This window comes from Micrococcus sp. R8502A1 (assembly GCF_006704135.1).
In the GTDB taxonomy this organism is placed as follows: Bacteria; Actinomycetota; Actinomycetes; order Actinomycetales; family Micrococcaceae; genus Micrococcus; species Micrococcus luteus.
The window spans coordinates 1-20028 of sequence record NZ_VIGS01000042.1 but is presented as its reverse complement, the minus strand read 5'-3'; the positions used below and the strand labels follow the sequence as shown (position 1 = coordinate 20028).

The following is a 20028-nucleotide window of genomic DNA, read 5'->3' as shown; positions in this document are numbered from 1 at the left end:
TATTGTTTAGAGGAGTGACGACAACGCTGACTCCCCCGTAAGGCGATCGTCGGCAGCGTCTGATGTGTATAGGGTACAGGGTCATGGTGCGAGTCCTCCGGGGAAGGCGGTCGGCTGAACGCGAGGTGAACGGGTGCCCCCACCCTGCGACGTCGGGTGTGCCGGCGCAAGCCTTGACGGGATCCCTCCGCGCCCGACGACGCTGCTCGCCGCCGTCGTCGGGGCGGTGGCCGACGCCCGGGCCCGGAGCGGGGGTCCGCCGAGGTGGGAGAGAATGGGGGCCATGTCTGTCCGCTCCCTGCTCCCGGACCTCGGCGCCCCCGCGACCGGGGCCCCCGAGGCCGCCGTCCCCCCGTTCGCCCGGGCGGTGCTGTGGGCGCACGGGGACGACGCGTGGCGGGGCGAGGGCGGCTGGACCGTGCTCCTGGACGGCCCCGACCGGCTCCGCCGACTCTCCGCGCTGTGGCAGGCCGCCGTCGCCGGGCGACCGGACCCGACGGCCCCGCTGCGGGGCTGGATCTCCTCGACCTTCGCCGACGACTCGCCTGAGCCCGCGGTCCTGCGCATCCCCGCGGATCTGCGCCGCGCCACGCCGTCCGGCGTGCGGGACGTGGCCCAGCACGTGGACGCGGACGCGCTCGCAGCCGCCGTCGCCGCGGACCGCGGAGCCCGGCTGCTGGCCGACGGCGAGGTGCCCCTGCCCGCCGACGTCGCCGACCGTGCGTGGGACGACGCCGGTTACGCGGCTGGCGTGCGCGAGCTGCTGACGCGGATGGCCGACTCGGGCGGGGAGCTGGCGAAGGTCGTGATCAGCCGCACGATGACCGTCCCCGCGGACGACGCCGACCTGTGGCGGGCGATCGGGGCCCTGCGCCGCGAGTACCCGCAGACCTGGGTGTTCGCCGTCGGCGGGCTGCTGGGCGCCACGCCCGAGGTCCTCGCCACGCGGCACGCGGGGCTCGTGGGCTCGCGGGTGCTGGCGGGGTCCATGCCGCGCGGCGCGGACGAGGAGGAGGACGCCGCGCTGCGGGAGCGTCTGGCCTGTGATCCGCGGCTGGCGGAGGAGCATCGCTGGGCGGCGCGGTCGGTGCTGGACGCGCTGGCGCCCGTCGTCGACCTCGCCGATGACGACCCCGCGCCCACCGTCCTGACCCTGCCGAACGTGCACCACCTGGCCACGTCCGTGCGCGGCCGGCTGCGGGATGGGCGGGGGACCGTGCTGGACGTGGTGGCCGCGCTGCATCCGACGGCGGCCGTCGGCGGGACCCCCACGCCGGACGCGGTGCGGGTGATCGCGGAGGTCGAGCCCGTGGACCGCGGCCGCTACGCCGGGCCGGTCGGGTGGCTGGATCAGGACGGCGACGGCGAGATCGCCCTGGCACTGCGCTGCGGCCAGCAGGTGCCCGGCGGGGTGCGGCTGCAGGCCGGGGGCGGGATGGTCCCGGGAGCGGTGCCCGAGGAGGAGGTCACGGAGATCCGGGCCAAGTTCCTGCCGATGCGCCGAGCGCTGGGCGTCGCCGCGGACTGAGGCCTCCCGTGCCGTGCCCCCCCGTTCGCGTCACCCACGCTTTCGTGTAGGAAACGGCGGCGTGTCGCGGTGCTTTCGTGTGAGAAACGGCGCCGCACCTCGGAGTCGCGTGGGCGGCGGGGGAACGGCGCCCCGGAGCGTTCACACCGTTTCTCGAACGAAAGCGTCCTGGGGCCCGCCGTTTTCCGAACGAAAGCGTCCGGGGAGGCGAGAAGACCCGCCGGCCACGGCCCCTCGCGGGGCGGGCCGACGGGTCGTCGCGTCGGTATGGGGGATCAGGCGGCGACGGCCATGGCCTCGTGGGCCGGCGTCGCGGCCTGGAGGCGGCGGGTGGCCTCGCGCTCGGCGAGGGCCGGCAGGAAGGTGGTGATGCGGGCGCCGCGCTTGAGGTCGGCGACGACCTCGCGGACGACCGAGCGGACGGTCTCGGCGGTGACGGTGCCCTCGAAGCGGCGGAGGAGGGTCTCCTCGACGCGCTGGAGCACGTGGCGCTGCATGAGGGGGCTCGGGGTGGCGGGCAGGTGGTGGCTGGTCGTGTTGATGCTCACGGTGAGCACCTCCTTCGGTTGCCGGACCATGAGTCCGGCGGATCGTCGCGGCGGGGCCGCGGGTGATGGGTTCGGTGGAGTCCCAACCTCGCGTTCCGTAAACGCTAGGTGAACTGCTTGTGAACAAGTTTACAGATTTCCTCCCGGAGTGCAACTCCGTGTTCACCAACGTGACCTGTGACACCCTGTTGCGCCCGCCTGTATGCCGCGAAATCGGCGCCATCACGCTACTTTCGTGTCGAGGCGCCACGAGCGCCAGGCGGACAGCTAGGTGAACAGAAGGTGAACAGCGCCGTTCATCTTCGCCCCCTGCCCCTCTGCCCGGCCCGGTGCGAGGCTGGGACCATGCGCCCCGACCGCCGCTCCGCCCCGACCTCTGCGGCCGCCCTCGCCCGCGAGGCCGTGATCCTCGCCGGTGCCGGTGCGGCGATCCTGCTCCAGGTGGCGCACCGGCCGGTGGGGGCCGGCGTCGCCGTCCACTCCCGGTTCACCGAGGACCCGATGCGCCGGCTCCGCCACACGCTCGCCTACATCTACGCGGTCACCCTCCCCGAGGCCGCGCCGTTGCGCGACGCGGTCGTCGACCGGGTGCGGGCGGCGCACCGCCTGGTCCGCGGGCTCGACGCCGGAGGCCACCCCTACGACGCCGCCGACCCGGACGCCCAGCTCTGGGTGGCCGCCACCCTCTATGCGATGGGGGAGCAGGTGCGCCGCCGGATGTGGGGCGCCCTCGACGCCGAGGACGCCGACCGCCTCTACCGCGGGTACGCCCCGCTCGCCACGAGCCTCGAGGTCCCCGCCTCCGCCTGGCCGGTCGACCGCGCGGCGTTCGCGGACTACTGGGACGACCGGGTGGCCCGGCTCGAGGTCACGGACGACGCGCGGCGGATCGCCGCCGACCTGTTCTCCGGCCAGGGCGTCCCCGCGCCGCTGCGGGCGGCCCTGCCCCTGGCCCGGTTCGTCACCGCCGGCCTCCTCCCGGGGCGCGTGCGCGCCGGCCTCGGCTGGTCCTGGACCGGGCGGGACTCCGTCCGGGAGGCACGCCTCTGGGGGCTGGCGCGGACCCTGTACCGGCCGCTGCCGGCGAGGGTGCGCGGCGTCGTCGTCCGCTGGGTCCTGCGGGGGCTGCCCCGGATGCCGGGGCCGCGCGGCGCCGTCGACGTGGAGGCGACCCGCCGCGAAGTCCGCCCCGTCTGGGAGAATGGTGCCGATGTCTGACTACCAGCCCCGCCGCCCCGGATCGAAGCCCACCCCGAACCGCCAGAGGGACCGCGCCGGCAAGCCGGCCCTCGGCCGCCCCGAGCGCGGCCTGATCGACGAGTCCGAGGCGCGCCAGCTCGCCGAGGACCGAGAGCGCATGCGCCGCGCCGGCGTCGGCCACCAGCTCTCCGCGCCCAAGCGCCGCGAGGCCGCCACCGCCGAGCGCCCCCAGGTGATGCCGAAGACCGAGGGCTGGACCCAGCCGATGGGCCCGGACGGCCGACCGCAGCTGCAGTTCAAGCAGCCGCGCGTCTCCCAGCCGCCCACCCACCTGGCCGACCTCACGCTGAAGGAACGGCAGGAGAAGGCCAAGGAGATCGGGCTGCCGGCGTTCCGCGCCAAGCAGCTCTCGGTGCACTACTTCGAGCACTACACCACCGATCCGGAGCAGATGACGGACCTGCCCAAGGACAAGCGGGAGGCGATCGCGGAGGCGTTCTTCCCGCCGCTGCTCACCGAGGTCCGGCGCATGGAGACCGACCGCGGGGACACCGTCAAGTTCCTGTGGCGGCTGTTCGACGGCGCTCTCGTGGAGTCCGTGCTGATGCGGTATCCCGGCCGCGTGACGCTGTGCGTGTCCAGCCAGGCCGGCTGCGGGATGAACTGCCCGTTCTGCGCCACGGGCCAGGCCGGGCTGACCCGCAACATGTCCACGGCGGAGATCGTGGAGCAGATCGTGCTGGCCAACCAGGTGATCGCCCAGGGCGGACTGGGCGGCAAGCGCAAGGATGGCGGGCACGACGCCGACCGCGTCACCAACGTCGTGTTCATGGGCATGGGTGAGCCCCTGGCCAACTACAAGCGCGTGATGGCCGCCGTGCACCGCATGGTGGACCCCTCGCCCGAGGGCCTGGGCATGTCCGCGCGGAACATCACGCTGTCCACCGTCGGCCTGGTGCCGGCCATCCGGAAGCTGGCCGAGGAGGGCGTGCCGCTGACGTTCGCGCTGTCCCTGCACGCGCCGGACGACGAGCTGCGCGACGAGCTGATCCCCGTGAACTCACGCTGGAAGGCGGACGAGGCGATCGACGCCGCGTACGACTACTTCGTGGCCACCGGGCGCAGGGTGTCCATCGAGTACGCGCTCATCAAGGACATGAATGACCACGCGTGGCGCGCCGACCTGCTGGCCAAGAAGCTCAACGCCCGGGGCAAGGGCTGGGTGCACGTGAACCCGATCCCGCTGAACCCGACGCCGGGCTCCATCTGGACCGCCTCGGAGAAGGACGTGACGCGCGAGTTCGTGGACCGGCTCAACGCCGCCGGCATCCCCACCACCCTGCGCGACACCCGCGGCAAGGAGATCGACGGCGCATGCGGCCAGCTGGCGGCCGAGGACGTCGACTGACCTGCCGAGGCCCCGCGCGCGGCGCCCACCGGCCCGTCCTCGGGCAAGCCGCGGGGCCGGCGTCGGGGAGCGCCGTCAGAAGCGGACGGTCTCGCTGTCGCCCGGCTCGGCGGTCCCGCCGGTGACCTTGGCCTTGACCAGCTCGACGGCGGTGGCCACCGCGCCCGGGGACTCCCAGAACTGGGCGGTCTGCACGTCCACGCGCACGAGCACGATCTGCGGATCCTCGGGGCTCGAGCCCTCACCGAAGAAGGCCTCGGTGGCCGGGTTCCAGAACTCCTTCTTGCGCGCGTCGTCGCGGACGAGCTGACCGTGGCCCGCGAGGGAGGCCCAGAAGTCCTTGTCCTGCACGGCGACGTTGACCGGGCGCTGCGGAGCGTCCGCGGCGACGTCGGAGGTGGCGCGCGTGAGGAACCAGAGCGTGCCGCCGTCCTCGGCCTGTTGCAGGCCCATCGGGCGGGTGACGAGCGTGCCGTCCCGCTCAGCGGTGGTCAGCATGCAGACGTTCACCTTCGCGAGCTTCTCGAGCAGACGGGCGCGGGGATCCTGGGTGCCCATGGCGTGACTCCTTCGTCGTCGGGTGCCGGCGCCCTGATGCGGCCACCGGCTCGTAGCACCGACCCTAGACACGGCCAGGCGGGCCCTGACCAGCGCTCAGCGGCGCACAGCCGCGGCGAGCCAGTCGACGGCGAGGGCGTAGCCCTGGACGCCCGCCCCGGCGATCACGACGTCGGCGACGGCGGAGACGTGCGAGTGGTGCCGGAACGCCTCGCGCCGGTGGACGTTGGAGATGTGCACCTCGGCGATCGGCCGGTCGACGGCGGCGAGGGCGTCCCGGATGGCGATGGAGGTGTGCGAGTACGCGGCGGGGTTGATGAGGACGCCAGCGTGGGAGGTGCGGGCCTCCTGGATCCAGTCGATGAGCTCGCCCTCGTGGTTGGACTGTCGGAAGTCCACGGTCAGCCCGTGCTCGGCCGCGCGGGCCTCGGTGAGCGCACGGACGTCGTCGAGGGTGGCCGTGCCGTAGACCTCGGGCTCGCGGGTGCCGAGCAGGTTCAGGTTGGGGCCGTTGAGCACGAGCAGGGGCAGGGCGGTAGTGGCGGTCATGCGGTCAGTCTAGGAAGCGACGACGACGGCTCCCGTCTCGGCCACGACAGTGCGTGGAAGGCGCCCGTTTCCCGAACGAAAGTGCCGGGACACGCCGCCGTTTCCCGAACGAAAGCGGGGTGGGGCGGAATAGGTGCGGCGGGGCGTCCGTTGTGGTCGGCAGGATGATCGCCGGCGTGAACGCGTCGGCCCCGCTGACGAAAGGACCCACCGTGGCCACCAAGGACCTGACCCTCGAGGAGTTCGGCTCCACCGTCGCCGAGAACGACACCGTCCTCGTGGACTTCTGGGCCGGCTGGTGCGGCCCCTGCAAGCAGTTCTCCCCGGTCTACGAGGCCGCCTCGGAGAAGCACGAGGACATCGTCTTCGCGAAGGTGGACACCGAGGACCAGCAGCAGCTGGCCGCGATGGCCGGCATCACCTCGATCCCCACGCTCATGGCGTTCCGCGGCGGCGTGCTGGTGTTCTCGCAGGCCGGCGCCCTCCCGGCGCCCGCCCTGGACCAGCTCCTCGAGCAGGTGAAGGGCCTGGACATCGCCGAGGTGCGCGCCATGGCCGAGCAGCAGGCCGGCGAGGCGGAGGCCGAGCCGAGCCAGGACGAGGCCGTGCAGTCCACCGCCTCGCACCTCGACGAGGTCAACGGCCGCTGACGCCGGCCGGCGACCGAGCATCCGCTCGGCTGCCCGGCGCGCCCGGCCTGATGCGCCCAGCCTGACCCGCCCGGCTCAGCGGCCCTCGAACGCCCCCTGCTGCCACTGCTCCACGAGCCACGGGCTGAACGCGCGGGGCACGGCGGCCAGGGCGGCGGTCAGCTCGGCCGGCTCCACCCAGCACCACTCCGCGACCTCGTCCCGCTCCGGGGCGGGGTCGCCGTGCATCCGGGCCCGGAACACGGGGCAGACCTCGTGCTCCTCCATGCCGGAGGCGTCCACGGCGCGGTAGCGGAAGTCGGGGAGCACCTCGACGACGTCGGACACCTCCACGCCCAGCTCCTGCGGGGCGCGGCGCAGCACGGCCTCCGCGGGGGACTCGCCGGGGCCGGGGTGCCCGCAGAACCCGTTGGTCCACACCCCGGGGAACGCCGCCTTGCCCAGCGCCCGGCGGGTGAGCAGGAACCGGTCGGCCTCGTCGTACACGTGACAGGAGAAGGCCAGGTGCAGGGGCGTGCCGCCGTCCTCGGTGCGGCGGTGGACCGTGGCCTTGGCCTCCGTGCCCACGGCCTCGCCCTCCGGGGACAGCAGGACCACGCGCTCGACGTCGTCGGGGCCTGCGACCGGGACGTCCGAGGCCGCCAACCACGGTCGGGCGACGGGGGAGGGGCGGTCGGGCGGGGAGGGCGTGGCCGGGGTCTGCATGCCTCTCAGTGTGGCAGGCGAGCCGGGCCACCCATCAGATGTGGGCCACGTCACCTCAGTCCGATCCCGACGGCCGGGCGTGGCTAGAGTGCTGAGGTCGGCGCCACACCCCGGCGCGTCCCACGTCACTCGAGGAGAGCACCCCCATGGCCTTCGCCGCCCTGTCCCGTTCCGCCCGTCTTGCCGGCCTGTCCGCTGCCGCGCTGCTGGCCCTCACCGCGTGCGGCGGTCAGGACTCGTCCGACGCCGACGCGTCCGCCTCGACGACGGCGCCCGCCTCCGCGTCCGCGCAGGGTGCGGAGTCGTCGTCCGCCTCGGCGTCGTCGCTGTCCGCGGCCCCGGCCGACTACGAGGCCGGCACGTGCTTCACCGCCCCGCTCGGCGCCCGTGACCTGTCCTCCTTCGAGACCACCGACTGCGAGGGCGCCCACACCGCGGAGTACCTGTGGGCCGTGCCGGCCGTGGCCGAGGGTGAGGAGGCCGACCCCGCCGCCGCCCAGACCTGCACCGCCCAGGCCCAGCGCCTGAGCGAGGAGAAGGAGGACCAGCTGAACGGGGCCGTCCTGACCTCCTCCGAGCTGGGCAACTACGGCACCGACGAGAAGCACTGCGTCGTGTACGGGGTCTCCGGTGAGTGGGAGGGTCAGATCGTGGACCCGGAGATCACCCTGGAGACGGCGTCCGCCGACGCCTGATCCCGACGGCGGCCCCGTGCGTCGTGAGATCGCGCCGCCCGGGACCGCCGCGCATGGACGCGGGACCGGCGCGGCCCGTAGTCTCTTCTGCGTCCAGAAGTTAGATGGTCGAACAGATGTGGCGGTCGGTGCCGCGTCGTGTCCGCCACCGAGGAGGCGCCATGGGTGAAGCGAGGACGGGCGGCGAGGCCGCGCTCTCCGGGGTGACCGCCGAGCTGGACGCCGCGCTCCGACATGCCGCGGCCCAGGCACCCGGATCCGCCGCCTTCGCCGAGCTGCTCGACTCGCTCCACGTCCATGTGGGCGCCGGCAAGCTCATCCGCCCCCGTCTCGTCGAGCTCGGCTGGCGCCTGGCGACCGCCGACCCGGTCCCTCCGTCCGGCCGCGCTGCCGTCGACCGACTCGGGGCCGCCTTCGAACTGCTGCACACCGCGCTGCTCGTCCACGACGACGTCATCGATCGGGACGTGCTGCGGCGCGGCCAGCCCGCCGTGCACGCCTCCGCCCGGCACCGCCTCGAGGCCCGCGGGGTGCCCGCCGCGGACGCCGCCCACGCCGGGGTCGCCGTCGCCCTCATCGCGGGGGACGTCCTGCTCACCCAGGCGTTCCGGCTCGCCGCCACCTGTGCCGCCGACACCGCCCGGGCCGCCGAGGCCGCCGCCGTCGTCTTCGACGCCGCCGCCGTGACTGCGGCCGGCGAGCTCGAGGACGTGCTCCTGGGGCTGTCCCGTCACACCGGTGAGGAGCCCGATCCCGACCGCATCCTCGCCATGCAACGGCTCAAGACGGCGCACTACACGGTCGGCGCGCCCCTGCGCGCCGGCGCCCTCCTGGCCGGGGCGGATCCCGACCTCGCCCGGGCGATGGGCGAGGCCGGCGCCGACCTCGGCGCCGCCTACCAGGTGATCGACGACGTCCTCGGCGTGTTCGGCGATCCCGGGGAGACCGGCAAGTCCGCCGACGGCGACCTGCGCGAGGGCAAGGCCACCGTGCTCACCGCCCACGGCCGCCGCATCCCCGCCGTCCGCGCCCTGCTCGACGCGGGCCCGGCCACCCCCGCGGACATCGAGGCCGCCCGCCGCGCCCTCGAGGCGGCCGGTGCCCGGGAGCACGCCCTCGACGTCGCCGCCGAGCTCACCGTCCGCGCCCGCGAGCGCATCGCGGCCCTGCCCCTGGACGAGACGGTCCGGGCGGAGTTCGCCGACGCCTGCCACGCCGTGCTGACCCGGAGGTCCTGAGATGGCCGCGCCCACCCCGAGCCCTGCCGCGCTGTACACGCGGACGGCCCACGCCGCAGCGGCCCAGGTGATCCGCCGTTACTCCACGTCCTTCTCCTGGGCCTGCCGCACCCTGCCCCGGCAGGCACGCCAGGACGTGGCCACGATCTACGCCATGGTCCGCGTCGCCGACGAGGTGGTCGACGGCGTCGCGGTGGCCGCCGGGCTCGACGAGGCCGGGGTCCGCGCCGCCCTGGACGACTATGAGCGGGCGTGTGAGGCCGCGATGGCGTCGGGCTTCGCCACCGACCCGGTCCTGCACGCCTTCGCCGACGTGGCCCGTCGCCACGGCATCACCCCGGAGCTGACCCGTCCCTTCTTCGCCTCCATGCGCGCGGACCTGGGGATCCGCGAGCACGGCGCCGAGTCGCTGGACGCCTACATCCACGGCTCGGCCGAGGTGGTGGGGCTGATGTGCCTGCAGGTCTTCCTCTCCCTCCCCGGCACGCGGGCCCGGACCCCGGGCCAGCGGCAGGAGCTGCGCGCGCAGGCCTCCCGGCTGGGGGCGGCGTTCCAGAAGGTCAACTTCCTCAGGGACCTGGCCGCGGACCACCACGAGCTGGGCCGCACCTACCTGCCCGGTGCCGCACCGGGCGTGCTCACCGAGGCCCGCAAGGCCGAGCTCGTGGCCGAGGTCCGCGCCGACCTCGACGCCGCCCTGCCCGGCATCCGTGTCCTGGACCCCGGGGCCGGGCGCGCCGTGGCCCTGGCGCACGGACTGTTCGCGGCCCTGGTGGACCGGATCGAGGCGACCCCGGCGGCCGAGCTGGCCCACCGCCGTGTCCGGGTGCCGGACCGCCAGAAGGCCCGGATCGCCGCCCGCGTCCTGGCACGGGGCCGCCGGGGAGGCCGCCGATGAGCGCCCGGGACACCGCTCTCGGCCCGCGCACCGTGGTGGTGGGCGGCGGGTTCGCCGGACTGGCCACGGCGGGCCTGTTGGCCCGCGACGGGCACCGGGTGACGCTGCTGGAGCGCGGCGCCGTCCTGGGCGGCCGTGCCGGACGCTGGTCTGAGGCGGGGTTCACCTTCGATACCGGGCCCTCCTGGTACCTGATGCCCGAGGTGATCGACCGCTGGTTCCGCCTCATGGGGACCTCCGCCGCCGAACGGCTGGACCTGCGCCGTCTGGACCCCGGCTACCGGGTGTACTTCGAGGGGCACCTCCAGGAGCCTCCCGTGGACGTGCGCACCGGCCACGCGGAGACGCTGTTCGAGTCCCTCGAGCCCGGCGCCGGGCGCCGGCTGCGGGCCTACCTCGACTCCGCGTCCCGGATCTACGGGCTCGCCAAGGACCACTTCCTCTACACGGACTTCCGCCGGCCGGCCGCCCTGGCCCACCCGGACGTCCTGCGCGCCCTGCCGGCCCTCGGGCCCCAGCTGCTGGGGGGCCTGCGCTCCCACGTGGCGGCCCGCTTCCAGGACCCCCGGCTGCGCCAGATCCTGGGCTACCCGGCGGTCTTCCTCGGCACGTCCCCCGACCGTGCCCCCGCCATGTACCACCTGATGTCCCATCTGGACCTCGCCGACGGCGTGCAGTACCCCCTCGGCGGTTTCGCGGCCCTGGTGGACGCCATGGCGGAGGTCGTGCGCGAGGCCGGCGTGGAGATCCGCACCGGGGTCGAGGCGACCGCCGTGGAGGTCGTGGACCGTCCCGCCCCCGCCGGCCGCCTCGGACGCCTGGCCGCCCGCCTGCCCAGGCCGGGAGCAGCCCGCGGGGACGAGGGCCGACGTCGCCGCCCGGGCCGGGTGACCGGCGTCGCCTGGCGGTCCGACGACGGCGCCGCGGGACGCCTCGACGCCGATGTGGTGGTGGCCGCCGCGGACCTGCACCACGTGCAGACCCGTCTGCTGCCTCCCGGCCGGCGCGTCGCGGAGTCCACGTGGGACCGGCGCGACCCCGGCCCCTCCGGCGTGCTCGTGTGCGTGGGGGTGCGCGGATCCCTGCCCCAGCTGGCCCATCACACCCTGCTGTTCACGGCGGACTGGGAGGACAACTTCGGGCGCATCGAACGGGGAGAGGACCTCGCCGCGGACACGTCGATCTACGTCTCGCGCACCTCCGCCACGGACCCGGGCGTGGCCCCGGAGGGCGACGAGAACCTCTTCATCCTCGTCCCGGCCCCCGCCGAGCCGGGGTGGGGGCGCGGCGGCATCCGGGTCCGTGACGGCCAGGGCTGGCGGGTGGACCGCGCCGGGGACGCCCAGGTGGAGGCCGTGGCGGACCGGGCCCTCGACCAGCTGGCCCGCTGGGCCGGGATCCCGGACCTGGCCGAGCGCATCGTGGTGCGGCGCACCTACGGGCCCGGTGACTTCGCCGCGGACGTGCACGCCTGGCGGGGTTCGCTGCTGGGCCCCGGGCACACGCTGGCGCAGTCGGCCATGTTCCGTCCCTCGGTGCGGGACGCGGACGTGGCCGGCCTGATGTACGCGGGCTCCTCGGTGCGCCCGGGAATCGGGGTGCCCATGTGTCTGATCTCCGCCGAAGTGGTCCGGGACGAACTGCGCCACGACGCGCGCAGGGTCCGGCCCGCGGGCCCCGGGGGGAGCGGCGCATGATCCGCACCCTCTTCTGGGCGTCCCGGCCGGTCAGCTGGGTGAACACGGCGTACCCGTTCGCCGCCGCCGCGATCCTGACCGGGGGGCTGCCCGCGTGGCTGGTGGTCCTGGGCGTCGTGTTCTTCCTGGTGCCCTACAACCTGGCCATGTACGGCATCAATGACGTGTTCGACTTCGCCTCGGACCTGCGCAACCCCCGCAAGGGGGGTGTGGAGGGCTCCGTGCTGGGCGACCCCGCGGTGCGCCGCCGGGTGCTGGCGTGGTCGGTGCTGCTGCCCGTGCCGTTCGTGGCCGTGCTCGCGGGCTGGTCCGCCGTGCGGGGCGAGTGGGCCGCCGTGCTGGTGCTGGCGGTGAGCCTGTTCGCGGTGGTGGCGTACTCCTGGGCGGGGCTGCGGTTCAAGGAGCGGCCCTTCCTGGACGCCGCGACCTCCGCCACCCACTTCGTCTCCCCCGCGGTCTACGGCCTCGCGCTGGCCGGGGCGACCCCCACGCCCGCCCTGGCGGCGCTGCTGGGGGCGTTCTTCCTGTGGGGCATGGCCTCGCAGATGTTCGGGGCGGTGCAGGACGTGGTGCCGGACCGGGAGGGGGGCCTGGCCTCGGTGGCCACCGTGCTGGGCGCTCGGCGCACCGTCCTGCTCGCCGCCGGCCTGTACGCGGCGGCGGGCCTGCTGCTGCTGGCCACCGACCCGCCGGGCCCGCTTGCGGCGCTGCTGGCCGTGCCCTACGTGGTGAACACCCTGCGCTTCCGCCGCGTCACGGACGCCACCTCGGGCGCGGCCCACCGCGGCTGGCAGCTGTTCCTTCCGCTGAACTACGTGACCGGCTTCCTCGTGACCCTGCTGCTGATCGGGTGGGCGCTGACCCGGGGGGCGGCGGCATGATCTACCTGCTGGCCCTGCTGGGTGTCATCGGCTGCATGCTGCTGGTGGACCGGCGCTTCGAGCTGTTCCTGTGGCATCGCCCGCTCCCGGCGCTGCTGGTGCTGGCCGCCGGGGTGGCCTACTTCTTCGCCTGGGACCTGTGGGGGATCGCCGAAGGCGTGTTCCTGCACCGGCAGTCGCCCTACATGACCGGGGTGATGCTCGCCCCCCAGCTGCCCCTGGAGGAGGGGTTCTTCCTGCTCTTCCTCAGCCAGATCACGATGGTGCTGTTCACCGGGGCGCTGCGCCTGCTGCGCGGCCGGCGAGGTGACGCCCGTGCCGCGACGCCGGCCGATCCGACCGACGGGGGCAGCCGGTGACCTTCCTCGACCTCGTCCTCGTCTTCGTGGGCTTCGCCCTGGCCGTGCTCGTGGGCGCCGCCCTCGTCGGCCGCGTGCGGGGCGAGCACCTGCGGGCCGTGGCGGCCACCCTGGTGGCCCTGTGGGCCCTCACGGCGGTCTTCGACAACGTGATGATCGCCGCGGGGCTCTTCGACTACGGCCGTGAGCTGCTGGTGGGTGCCTACGTGGGCCAGGCGCCCGTGGAGGACTTCGCCTACCCGCTCGGCTCCGCCCTGCTGCTGCCGGCGCTCTGGCTGCTGCTGACGAGCCGTGGTCGTGCCGGTCGGCGCGGCCGGCGGCCGGGACGCCGCCCCCACCCGGGCGATCGCTGACATGCTGCCGCTGATCCCCGCAGACCTGTTGCGCGCGCTCGGCCTGATCCTCGTCCCGGTCGCGGCGGTGCACGCCGGATGGCCGTCCGCGGCGGCGATGCTGCTCGTGTTCGGCTCCCAGTGGCTCACCCGCTGGCTCGCCCCGGGCGGTGCCCTGGACTGGGCCGCGCAGGCGGTCCTGCTGCTGGCCGGGTGGCTGAGCGTCATCGGCCTCTACCCGCGGGTGCCGTGGCTGGACCTGCTCGTGCACGCCGCCGCCTCCGCCGTGGTCGCCTGTCTGACGGCACTGGTGGTGGGGGCATGGCTCCGGCGTCGGGGGACCGAGGCCGGGCAGGCCGTGGCGCTGCTCGGCCCGGGCCTGGCCGGGCTGGGGATCGCGGCCGCCGCCGTGGCCCTGGGCGTGGTGTGGGAGCTGGCCGAATGGTGGGGGCACACGGCGGTGACCCCCGAGATCGGTGTGGGCTACACGGACACCATCGGCGACCTCGCCGCCGATCTCGTCGGCGCCGGGATCGGCGCCGCCCTCGCCGTGCGCCGGGGGCGCAGCCGGTGACCCCGGCCCGCCCCACGGTCTCCGTGGTCGTCCCGGTGCTCGACGACGCCGAGCACCTGCGCGTGTGCCTCGCCCTGCTGGCCGCCCAGAGCCGGCCGGCGCTGGAGGTGGTGGTGGTGGACAACGGCTGCGTGGACGACTCGGCGGTGCTCGCCCGCGCCGCCGGCGCGCGGGTGGTGCACGAGCCGCGCCGCGGGGTCCCGGCCGCGGCGGCCGCCGGCCTGGACGCCGCGGTCGGGGAGCTGCTGGTGCGCTGCGACGCCGACACGCGGATGCCCGCGGACTGGCTCGAACGGATCGTGGCCCGGTTCGACGCCGACTCCGGGCTCGACGCCCTCACCGGGCCGGGGACCTTCCACGACCAGCCCGGCCTCCGGGGGCGGGTGCGGGCGGCGCTCTACACCGGCGCGTACCGCTGGGGGGCGGGCGCCGCGGTGGCGGCCACCCCCGTCTGGGGCTCCAACTGCGCCCTGCGCGCCGAGGCGTGGCAGGCTGTGCGGACCCGCGTCCACCGCGAGCGCGGGGACGTGCACGATGACCTGGACCTGTCCTTCCAGCTGGCCTTGGCCGGCCGCCGGATCCGGTTCGATCCGGACCTGCGGGTGGAGGTCGCCGGGCGCATCTTCCACTCCCTGCGCCAGCGGGTGCGGCAGGGCCGGATGGCGGTCACCACCCTGCAGGTCAACTGGGCCCGGCTGTCCCCCGGGCGGCGGTGGCTGCGCCGGGCGGCCCGGTCACGCCCCCGGCCCCACTGGGGGCGTGGCCCCGACGGTCAGTCCCGCGACTGAGCGCCGCCGGCGCCGCGGGCTCGCCTGTCCAACGGGTTGCGACGCAGGGGCAGCCGGTCCACCAGCGGCCGCAGCAGGCCGCGGGTGCGGGGACGCTCGCCGCCGTCGTGCCGGCGCCTGGCCTCGGCCAGGATGTTCGCGGCCATCTCCGGGAACACCACGGCGTGGAAGGGCAGGATGGCGGTCCAGTAGGCGCGTCCGAGCAGGCCGTCCGGCATGAAGACCGCCCGCTGGCGGTAGACGGAGCCTCCGCCCTCCCGCGGCTCGGTGCTCAGCTGCAGCCAGGCCCGCCCGCCGGCCTTCATCTCCGCCCGCAGGGTCAGCCGCCGCCCCGGCTCCACGTCCTCCACCCGCCACCAGTCCACGGCGTCGCCGCGTCGCAGGTGGTTCGGGTCCCGCCGGCCGCGGGTCAGGCCGGGCCCGCCGGCCAACTTGTCCATCAGCCCGCGGATCTTCCACAGCAGCGGGGTGGAATACCAACCGTTGGCGCCGCCCACCGACTCGATCACCGGCCACACCTCCTGCGCGGGCAGGTCGGACTCGCGCTCGCGCTCGTCCGTGTAGACCGTGGTGCCGGCCCACTCGGGATCCGAGGGCAGGGAGGCGGCCGGGTCCGCGGAGCTCTGGAGGTCCGCGTCGAAGGTGACGTCCAGGGGACCCTCCTTCTCCCGCTTCAGCGCCAGCCGCACGGCGTCCATGTAGGAGGTCAGCCCGCCCGGCGGGTCCGGGATGAGGTCGCGGACCGAGCGGTCCTCCACGACCGCCTCCTCGGCGAGGGATGCGGCCAGGGGCAGGGCCACCGCGACCGGGATGGGGGTCACCATGCCGATCCAGAAGCCCGCCAGGGTCTTCAAGGGCAACGGGGTGGGGATCACGATGCGTCGGGACAGGCCGGCGGCCTTGGCGTAGTCCACCAGCACGCTCGCGAACGACTGGGGGTGTCCGTTGCCGATCTGGGCCCTCAGCTGCACGGGCTCCGGGAGGGCGCAGGCCTGCAGGAGGTAGTACAGGACGTCGCGGATGGCCAGCGGCTCCACCCGGTTCCTCAGCCAGGACGGGCCGGGCATCACGGGCAGCCGCTCGGCGAGATGGCGGATCATCTCGAACGAGGTGGAGCCCGAGCCGATGATCACCCCGGCCTCGAACGTCAGCGCCGGGGTCGCCGCCCGCTCGAGACGCTCGGCCACGAGGGCGCGGGAGCGCATGTGGTCGGACAGCTCCGCGACGGGGACCGTGTCCGGGTGCAGGCCGGAGAGATAGACGAGCTGGGCCACGCCGGCCGTGTCCGCGGCGGTGCCCACGATGTCCGCGATCCGCTGCTCCTGGGCCACGAAGTCGCCGCCCCCGCCCATGGAGTGCACGAGGTAGAGCACGGTGTGCACGTCCTGCATGGCGGCTTCGACGAGGTCCGCCTCGGTGAGGTCGAGCTCCACCGCCTCGATGCTGTCCGACCACGGTCGGTCCGCGAGGTCGGAGGGGTTCCGGGCGCCGGCCCGGACGTCGAAGCCGGCGGCGAGCAGCTCGGGGATGAGGCGCCCGCCCACGTACCCGGTGGCACCGGTGACGAGGACGCGACGGCCCCGGCCGTCCGGCAGGGACAGGCCGAGGGGGGAGGTGTGGGACGCCGGCGTGGCACCGGCGGGGACGGGGGAGGGCTGTGTGGACGCCATGGGCGCACTCTAGGGTCCGGGGCGGGTCGGGCTGAAGGTCTCAGGTGTGCGGGCCCGGGAACGGGGTGGTCGGCACGCCGCCGGGCCGGTGTCGGTCGGAGCGGGCCCGGCACGGTCCGTGAAAGACTGCTCGCTATGGCCACTGCAGATTCCGGAGACGTCCTGCCGCACCTGCGCACCGAGGCCATCCGCGCCGTCGTCGGGCCCACCAGTGCGGACCGCGGCTTCGCCGTGGCCGCGTCGGGTGCCGTGGGGCGCCTGCGCTATGACGCCGCCACCGGCCGTCTGAGCGCCTCCGTCCAGGGCACCGCGCCCAGCCCCTACCGGGTGCAGGTGCAGCTGCAGGAGGCCTACGACGACGCCGCCGAGGACGGCGCCGGCGCCCTCATGGAGCCGGTGGGCGGGCGCTGCACGTGCCCGGTCGGGACGGACTGCAAGCACGTGGCCGCCGCGCTCTACCAGGTGGTCCGCCTCGACGCCGACCAGGCCCTCGACGACGCCCGCCGCAAGCTCGCCGAGATGGTCACCACGGCGGACGCGCTGCCCGCGCCCGCCGGCCGGGGCCACGACGGCGGCGGCCCGGCCGGCCTCGACGCCCCGGCCGCGGACGGGGCGGCACCCCCACCCCCTGCCGGCCTGGACTGGCGACGGGTCATGGAGCCGCTGGCCGGACTCCACGGCCCGCGCCGGGTGGGCACGCCGCCCGCGCTGGCGATCGGCGTGGAGCTCGTGGCCGAGTCCTCCCGCAACGCGTTCCAGCAGTGGGGCCCGGCGACCGCCGGGGAGGAGCAGGTGCGCGAGGGCCGCCCGCTGTACGTGACCGTGCGCCCGCTCAAGCGCGGGGCCAAGGGGACGTGGATCAAGGGCGGGCTGACGTGGAAGGCGTTCCAGTTCCCGCGCGCCGAGTTCGCCCCCGCCCAGGAGCGGGCGATGCGCCTGATCTGGCGTCAGGTCCAGGCCGAGGACTCCTACCCGGGCGACGCCTGGTTCGGTCTGCACGTCTTCGACTCCCCGCGGATCTGGCAGCTGCTCGCGGAGGCCCGCGAGGTCGGGGTGGAGCTCGTGCCGCTGGGGCTGCTGACGGACGTGGTGCTGGAGGCGCCCGTCGCCGTCGGGCTGGACGTCACCGCCGCCCCCGACGGCGGTCTGGACGTGGCCCCGTCCCTGGACCCGGCCCCGCCCGGCCCCGGGCTGAGCGGTGTGCACGCCGTGGGCGGCATCGGCTTCTACCGCGTGGAGCTCACGGACGAGGAGGCCGTGCTCCACCTGATCCCCGCCGCACGCCCCGTCCCCGAGGCCGTGCAGCAGCTCGTGCTCGCCGGCGGGCCCGTGCGCGTGCCCGCCGCGGACCGCGAGGAGTTCCTCGGCCGGATCTACCCGCGGCTGCGTGGCGCCCTGCCCGTGACCAGCGGCGACGCCTCCGTGGAGCTGCCCGAGTTCGAGCCGCCCGTGCTGCGGCTGCGCGCCGACTTCCGACCCGGCCACGAGCTCGTGCTGCGCTGGTCCTGGCTCTACTTCGACCCGCCCCGCGAACTCGGTCTCGACGCCGGCGGCGACCCCCTGCGGGACACCCGGCACGAGGACGCGGTGCTGCGCGCCGTGGCCGAGCTCTGGCCGCGCGCCGGCCGTGCGGAGGAGCAGGTCCTCGAGGGCGTGGGCGCCGCCCGGTTCTCCGAGCAGGTGCTGCCGCTGCTGCAGCGCGCGGACCACGTGCGCGTGGACGTCACCGGCGACCGCCCCGACTACCGCGAGCTGAAGGCCGCCCCGCGCATCGAGGTCGGCACGAAGGCCACGCAGAACGACTGGTTCGACCTCGGCGTGCAGGTCTCCGTGGACGGGCACGTGCTGCCGTTCGTGGAGCTGTTCACCGCGCTCGTGCAGGGCAGGACCACGCTGATCCTCGCGGACGGCTCCTACCTGGGCCTCGACCACCCCGCCTTCGACCGGTTGCGCGCCCTGCTCTCCGAGGCCGCCACCCTGCAGGAGTGGACCCCGGAGCACACCCCCGTCTCACGGCACCAGGTCGGCTTCTGGGAGGACCTCAAGGAGCTCGCGGACGAGGTGGACGAGGACCCGGAGTGGACCGCCGCCGTCGGGCGTCTGGCCGCCGTCGAGCGCCTCCCCGAGGCCCCGCGCCCCGCCGGCCTGAAGGCCGACCTGCGCCCCTACCAGGAGGAGGGCCTGCGCTGGCTCGCGTTCCTGTGGGAGCAGGACCTCGGCGGGATCCTGGCCGACGACATGGGCCTGGGCAAGACCGTCCAGACCCTCGCGCTCTTCGCCCACGCGCGCCAGGCCCGGCCCGAGCCGCCGCCGTTCCTCGTGGTCGCGCCGAGCTCCGTGGTGTCCGTGTGGGCGGCCGAGGCCGAGAAGTTCACCCCGGACCTCGACGTGCGCGTCCTGGACACCACCACCCGCAAGCGCGGCACCGCCGTGGCGGACGAGGTGGCGGGGGCGGACGTGGTGGTCACCAGCTACACGCTCCTGAGGATCGACGCCGGCCAGTACGGCGGACTGGACTGGGGCGGGGTGGTCTTCGACGAGGCGCAGTTCCTGAAGAACCGCGCCGCGAAGGTGCACACGGTGGCCCGCGACCTGCGCGCCCCCTTCCGGCTGGCCATCACCGGCACGCCGATGGAGAACTCCCTCAGCGACCTGTGGGCGCTGCTGGGCGTCGTCGTGCCGGGCCTGTTCCCGAGCCACCGCCGGTTCCGCGAGACCTACGTGACCCCCATCGAGACCGGGGGGGACCCTGAGCGGATGGCGGCCCTGCGCCGCCGCGTGCGCCCGTTCATGCTGCGCCGCTCCAAGGAGCTCGTGGCGAAGGACCTGCCGTCCAAGCAGGAGCAGATCCTCCAGGTGGAGCTCCAGCCGGCCCACCGCAAGCTCTACGACCGCGTGCTCCAGCGCGAGCGCCGCAAGGTGTTGGGCCTGCTCGGGGACATGGACGGCAACCGGTTCACCATCTTCAAGTCGCTCACGCTGCTGCGGATGCTCGCGCTGGCGCCGCAGATCGTCGACGACCAGTACGCCTCCGTGCCCAGCTCGAAGCTCGAGCGGTTCCTCGACGACCTCACCGAGGTGATCGGCGAGGGGCACCGCGTGATCGTGTTCAGCCAGTTCACGAGCTTCCTGCGGGTGATCGCCGAGGAGCTGGACCACCTGGAGATCGAGCACGCGTACCTCGACGGCTCCACGCGCGGGCGCGCCGACGTGATCCGCGGCTTCCGCGAGGGCGAGGCGCCGGTGTTCCTGATCTCCCTGAAGGCGGGTGGCTTCGGTCTGACCCTGACCGAGGCGGACTACGTGTTCCTCATGGATCCGTGGTGGAACCCCGCTGCGGAGGCGCAGGCCGTGGACCGGGCGCACCGGATCGGGCAGGAGCGGACCGTGATGGTCTACCGGCTCGTGTCCGAGGGGACGATCGAGGAGAAGGTGCTCGAGCTGCAGCGGCGCAAGGCCGAGCTGTTCGGCGCGCTCATGGACGAGTCCGACGACTCCGGAGCCGGCGCCTTCACCGACTCCCTCACCGCCGAGGACATCCGGGAGATGCTCGGCGCCGAGGAGTGAGCGCTGCGCGAGGGCGCGCCGGACGTTTTCGTTCGGGAAACGGCGGCGTGTCGCGACGTTTTCGTTGATGAAACGGCGTCCCGCCCGCCCGTTTCGTCAACGAAAGTCGTCCCCGGGGCGCCGTTTCCCGAACGAAAGCGGGGGGTAGCCTCGGGCCATGCGTCGCCCGTCCCGTTCCAGCAC

At 74.7% G+C, this 20028-nt stretch carries 19 protein-coding genes; 14 read left to right on the top strand and 5 right to left on the bottom strand.

The features are described from left to right. The first annotated feature begins 283 nt into the window (after positions 1-283). Positions 284-1528 (top strand): isochorismate synthase MenF, encoded by a 1245-nt coding sequence (locus FLM69_RS08520; RefSeq protein ID WP_141843865.1) that lies wholly within the window; start codon positions 284-286, stop codon positions 1526-1528. A gap of 275 nt (positions 1529-1803) precedes the next feature. Here the strand turns inward: FLM69_RS08520 and FLM69_RS08515 are convergent, their stop codons facing one another. Further along, on the bottom strand, positions 1804-2076 hold the full coding sequence (locus FLM69_RS08515; protein ID WP_081091283.1) for a three-helix bundle dimerization domain-containing protein: 273 nt from the start codon (positions 2074-2076) through the stop codon (positions 1804-1806). A 345-nt stretch (positions 2077-2421) separates the two neighbouring features. Here FLM69_RS08515 and FLM69_RS08510 point away from each other — a divergent pair, with 345 nt between their 5' ends. Together FLM69_RS08510 and rlmN are read left to right on the top strand one after the other, a co-directional pair. Beyond that, on the top strand, positions 2422-3294 hold the full coding sequence (locus FLM69_RS08510) for an oxygenase MpaB family protein (protein ID WP_141843863.1): 873 nt from the start codon (positions 2422-2424) through the stop codon (positions 3292-3294). Then, on the top strand, positions 3287-4684 hold the full coding sequence (gene rlmN, locus FLM69_RS08505; RefSeq protein ID WP_036384305.1) for a 23S rRNA (adenine(2503)-C(2))-methyltransferase RlmN: 1398 nt from the start codon (positions 3287-3289) through the stop codon (positions 4682-4684). The genes FLM69_RS08510 and rlmN overlap by 8 nt, the downstream gene beginning before the upstream one ends. A gap of 75 nt (positions 4685-4759) precedes the next feature. Here rlmN and FLM69_RS08500 read toward each other — a convergent pair whose 3' ends face one another. Both FLM69_RS08500 and aroQ read right to left on the bottom strand, forming a co-directional pair. After that, positions 4760-5242: a pyridoxamine 5'-phosphate oxidase family protein gene (locus FLM69_RS08500; protein WP_044659290.1), complete on the bottom strand. Its 483-nt coding sequence runs from the start codon at positions 5240-5242 to the stop codon at positions 4760-4762. A gap of 96 nt (positions 5243-5338) precedes the next feature. Beyond that, positions 5339-5791, bottom strand: coding sequence for a type II 3-dehydroquinate dehydratase (aroQ, locus tag FLM69_RS08495; protein ID WP_044659289.1), 453 nt, complete (start codon positions 5789-5791; stop codon positions 5339-5341). A gap of 212 nt (positions 5792-6003) precedes the next feature. On the opposite strand from aroQ, the gene trxA reads away from it, so the two are divergent. Then, the gene (gene trxA / locus FLM69_RS08490) at positions 6004-6441 is read left to right on the top strand and encodes a thioredoxin (RefSeq protein ID WP_135019319.1); all 438 of its coding nucleotides are present in this window, start codon (positions 6004-6006) and stop codon (positions 6439-6441) included. Positions 6442-6516: 75 nt separating this feature from the next. On the opposite strand, the gene idi is transcribed toward trxA, so the two are convergent. Then, entirely contained in the window at positions 6517-7146 is a 630-nt protein-coding gene (gene idi / locus FLM69_RS08485) for an isopentenyl-diphosphate Delta-isomerase (protein WP_141843861.1), read from the bottom strand. Between the two features lie 146 nt (positions 7147-7292). On the opposite strand from idi, the gene FLM69_RS08480 reads away from it, so the two are divergent. The 9 genes from FLM69_RS08480 to crtX all read left to right on the top strand — a co-directional run bounded on the left by FLM69_RS08480 (position 7293) and on the right by crtX (position 14608). Then, positions 7293-7841, top strand: coding sequence for a hypothetical protein (locus FLM69_RS08480; RefSeq protein WP_020626537.1), 549 nt, complete (start codon positions 7293-7295; stop codon positions 7839-7841). A 161-nt stretch (positions 7842-8002) separates the two neighbouring features. After that, a complete protein-coding gene (locus FLM69_RS08475) occupies positions 8003-9079 on the top strand; it encodes a polyprenyl synthetase family protein (protein WP_010079993.1) in 1077 nt (358 codons plus the stop codon). 1 nt (position 9080) lies between these two features. Then, positions 9081-9977 carry a squalene/phytoene synthase family protein gene (locus FLM69_RS08470; protein WP_135019682.1) on the top strand — a complete coding sequence of 299 codons (897 nt, stop codon included), beginning with the start codon at positions 9081-9083 and terminating at the stop codon, positions 9975-9977. After that, on the top strand, positions 9974-11674 hold the full coding sequence (gene crtI, locus FLM69_RS08465) for a phytoene desaturase family protein (RefSeq protein ID WP_141843859.1): 1701 nt from the start codon (positions 9974-9976) through the stop codon (positions 11672-11674). The genes FLM69_RS08470 and crtI overlap by 4 nt, the downstream gene beginning before the upstream one ends. Next, complete coding sequence (locus FLM69_RS08460) at positions 11671-12555, top strand: prenyltransferase (protein WP_141843857.1); 885 nt, start codon at positions 11671-11673, stop codon at positions 12553-12555. The genes crtI and FLM69_RS08460 overlap by 4 nt, the downstream gene beginning before the upstream one ends. After that, positions 12525-12914: a C50 carotenoid gamma-cyclase subunit alpha CrtYg gene (crtYg, locus tag FLM69_RS08455; protein ID WP_036314902.1), complete on the top strand. Its 390-nt coding sequence runs from the start codon at positions 12525-12527 to the stop codon at positions 12912-12914. The genes FLM69_RS08460 and crtYg overlap by 31 nt, the downstream gene beginning before the upstream one ends. Then, positions 12911-13267 carry a C50 carotenoid gamma-cyclase subunit beta CrtYh gene (gene crtYh / locus FLM69_RS08450; protein ID WP_141843855.1) on the top strand — a complete coding sequence of 119 codons (357 nt, stop codon included), beginning with the start codon at positions 12911-12913 and terminating at the stop codon, positions 13265-13267. The genes crtYg and crtYh overlap by 4 nt, the downstream gene beginning before the upstream one ends. Further along, a complete protein-coding gene (locus FLM69_RS08445) occupies positions 13206-13820 on the top strand; it encodes a hypothetical protein (protein WP_255502778.1) in 615 nt (204 codons plus the stop codon). The genes crtYh and FLM69_RS08445 overlap by 62 nt, the downstream gene beginning before the upstream one ends. Next, entirely contained in the window at positions 13817-14608 is a 792-nt protein-coding gene (gene crtX, locus FLM69_RS08440; protein ID WP_036314910.1) for a C50 carotenoid glucosyltransferase CrtX, read from the top strand. The genes FLM69_RS08445 and crtX overlap by 4 nt, the downstream gene beginning before the upstream one ends. On the opposite strand, the gene FLM69_RS08435 is transcribed toward crtX, so the two are convergent. After that, positions 14593-16278: an SDR family oxidoreductase gene (locus tag FLM69_RS08435; RefSeq protein WP_036314913.1), complete on the bottom strand. Its 1686-nt coding sequence runs from the start codon at positions 16276-16278 to the stop codon at positions 14593-14595. The two genes, crtX and FLM69_RS08435, sit on opposite strands and share 16 nt — an antisense overlap. 135 nt (positions 16279-16413) lie before the next feature. Here FLM69_RS08435 and FLM69_RS08430 point away from each other — a divergent pair, with 135 nt between their 5' ends. Further along, positions 16414-19845, top strand: coding sequence for an SNF2-related protein (locus tag FLM69_RS08430; protein ID WP_141843851.1), 3432 nt, complete (start codon positions 16414-16416; stop codon positions 19843-19845). The last annotated feature ends 183 nt before the right edge of the window (positions 19846-20028 follow it).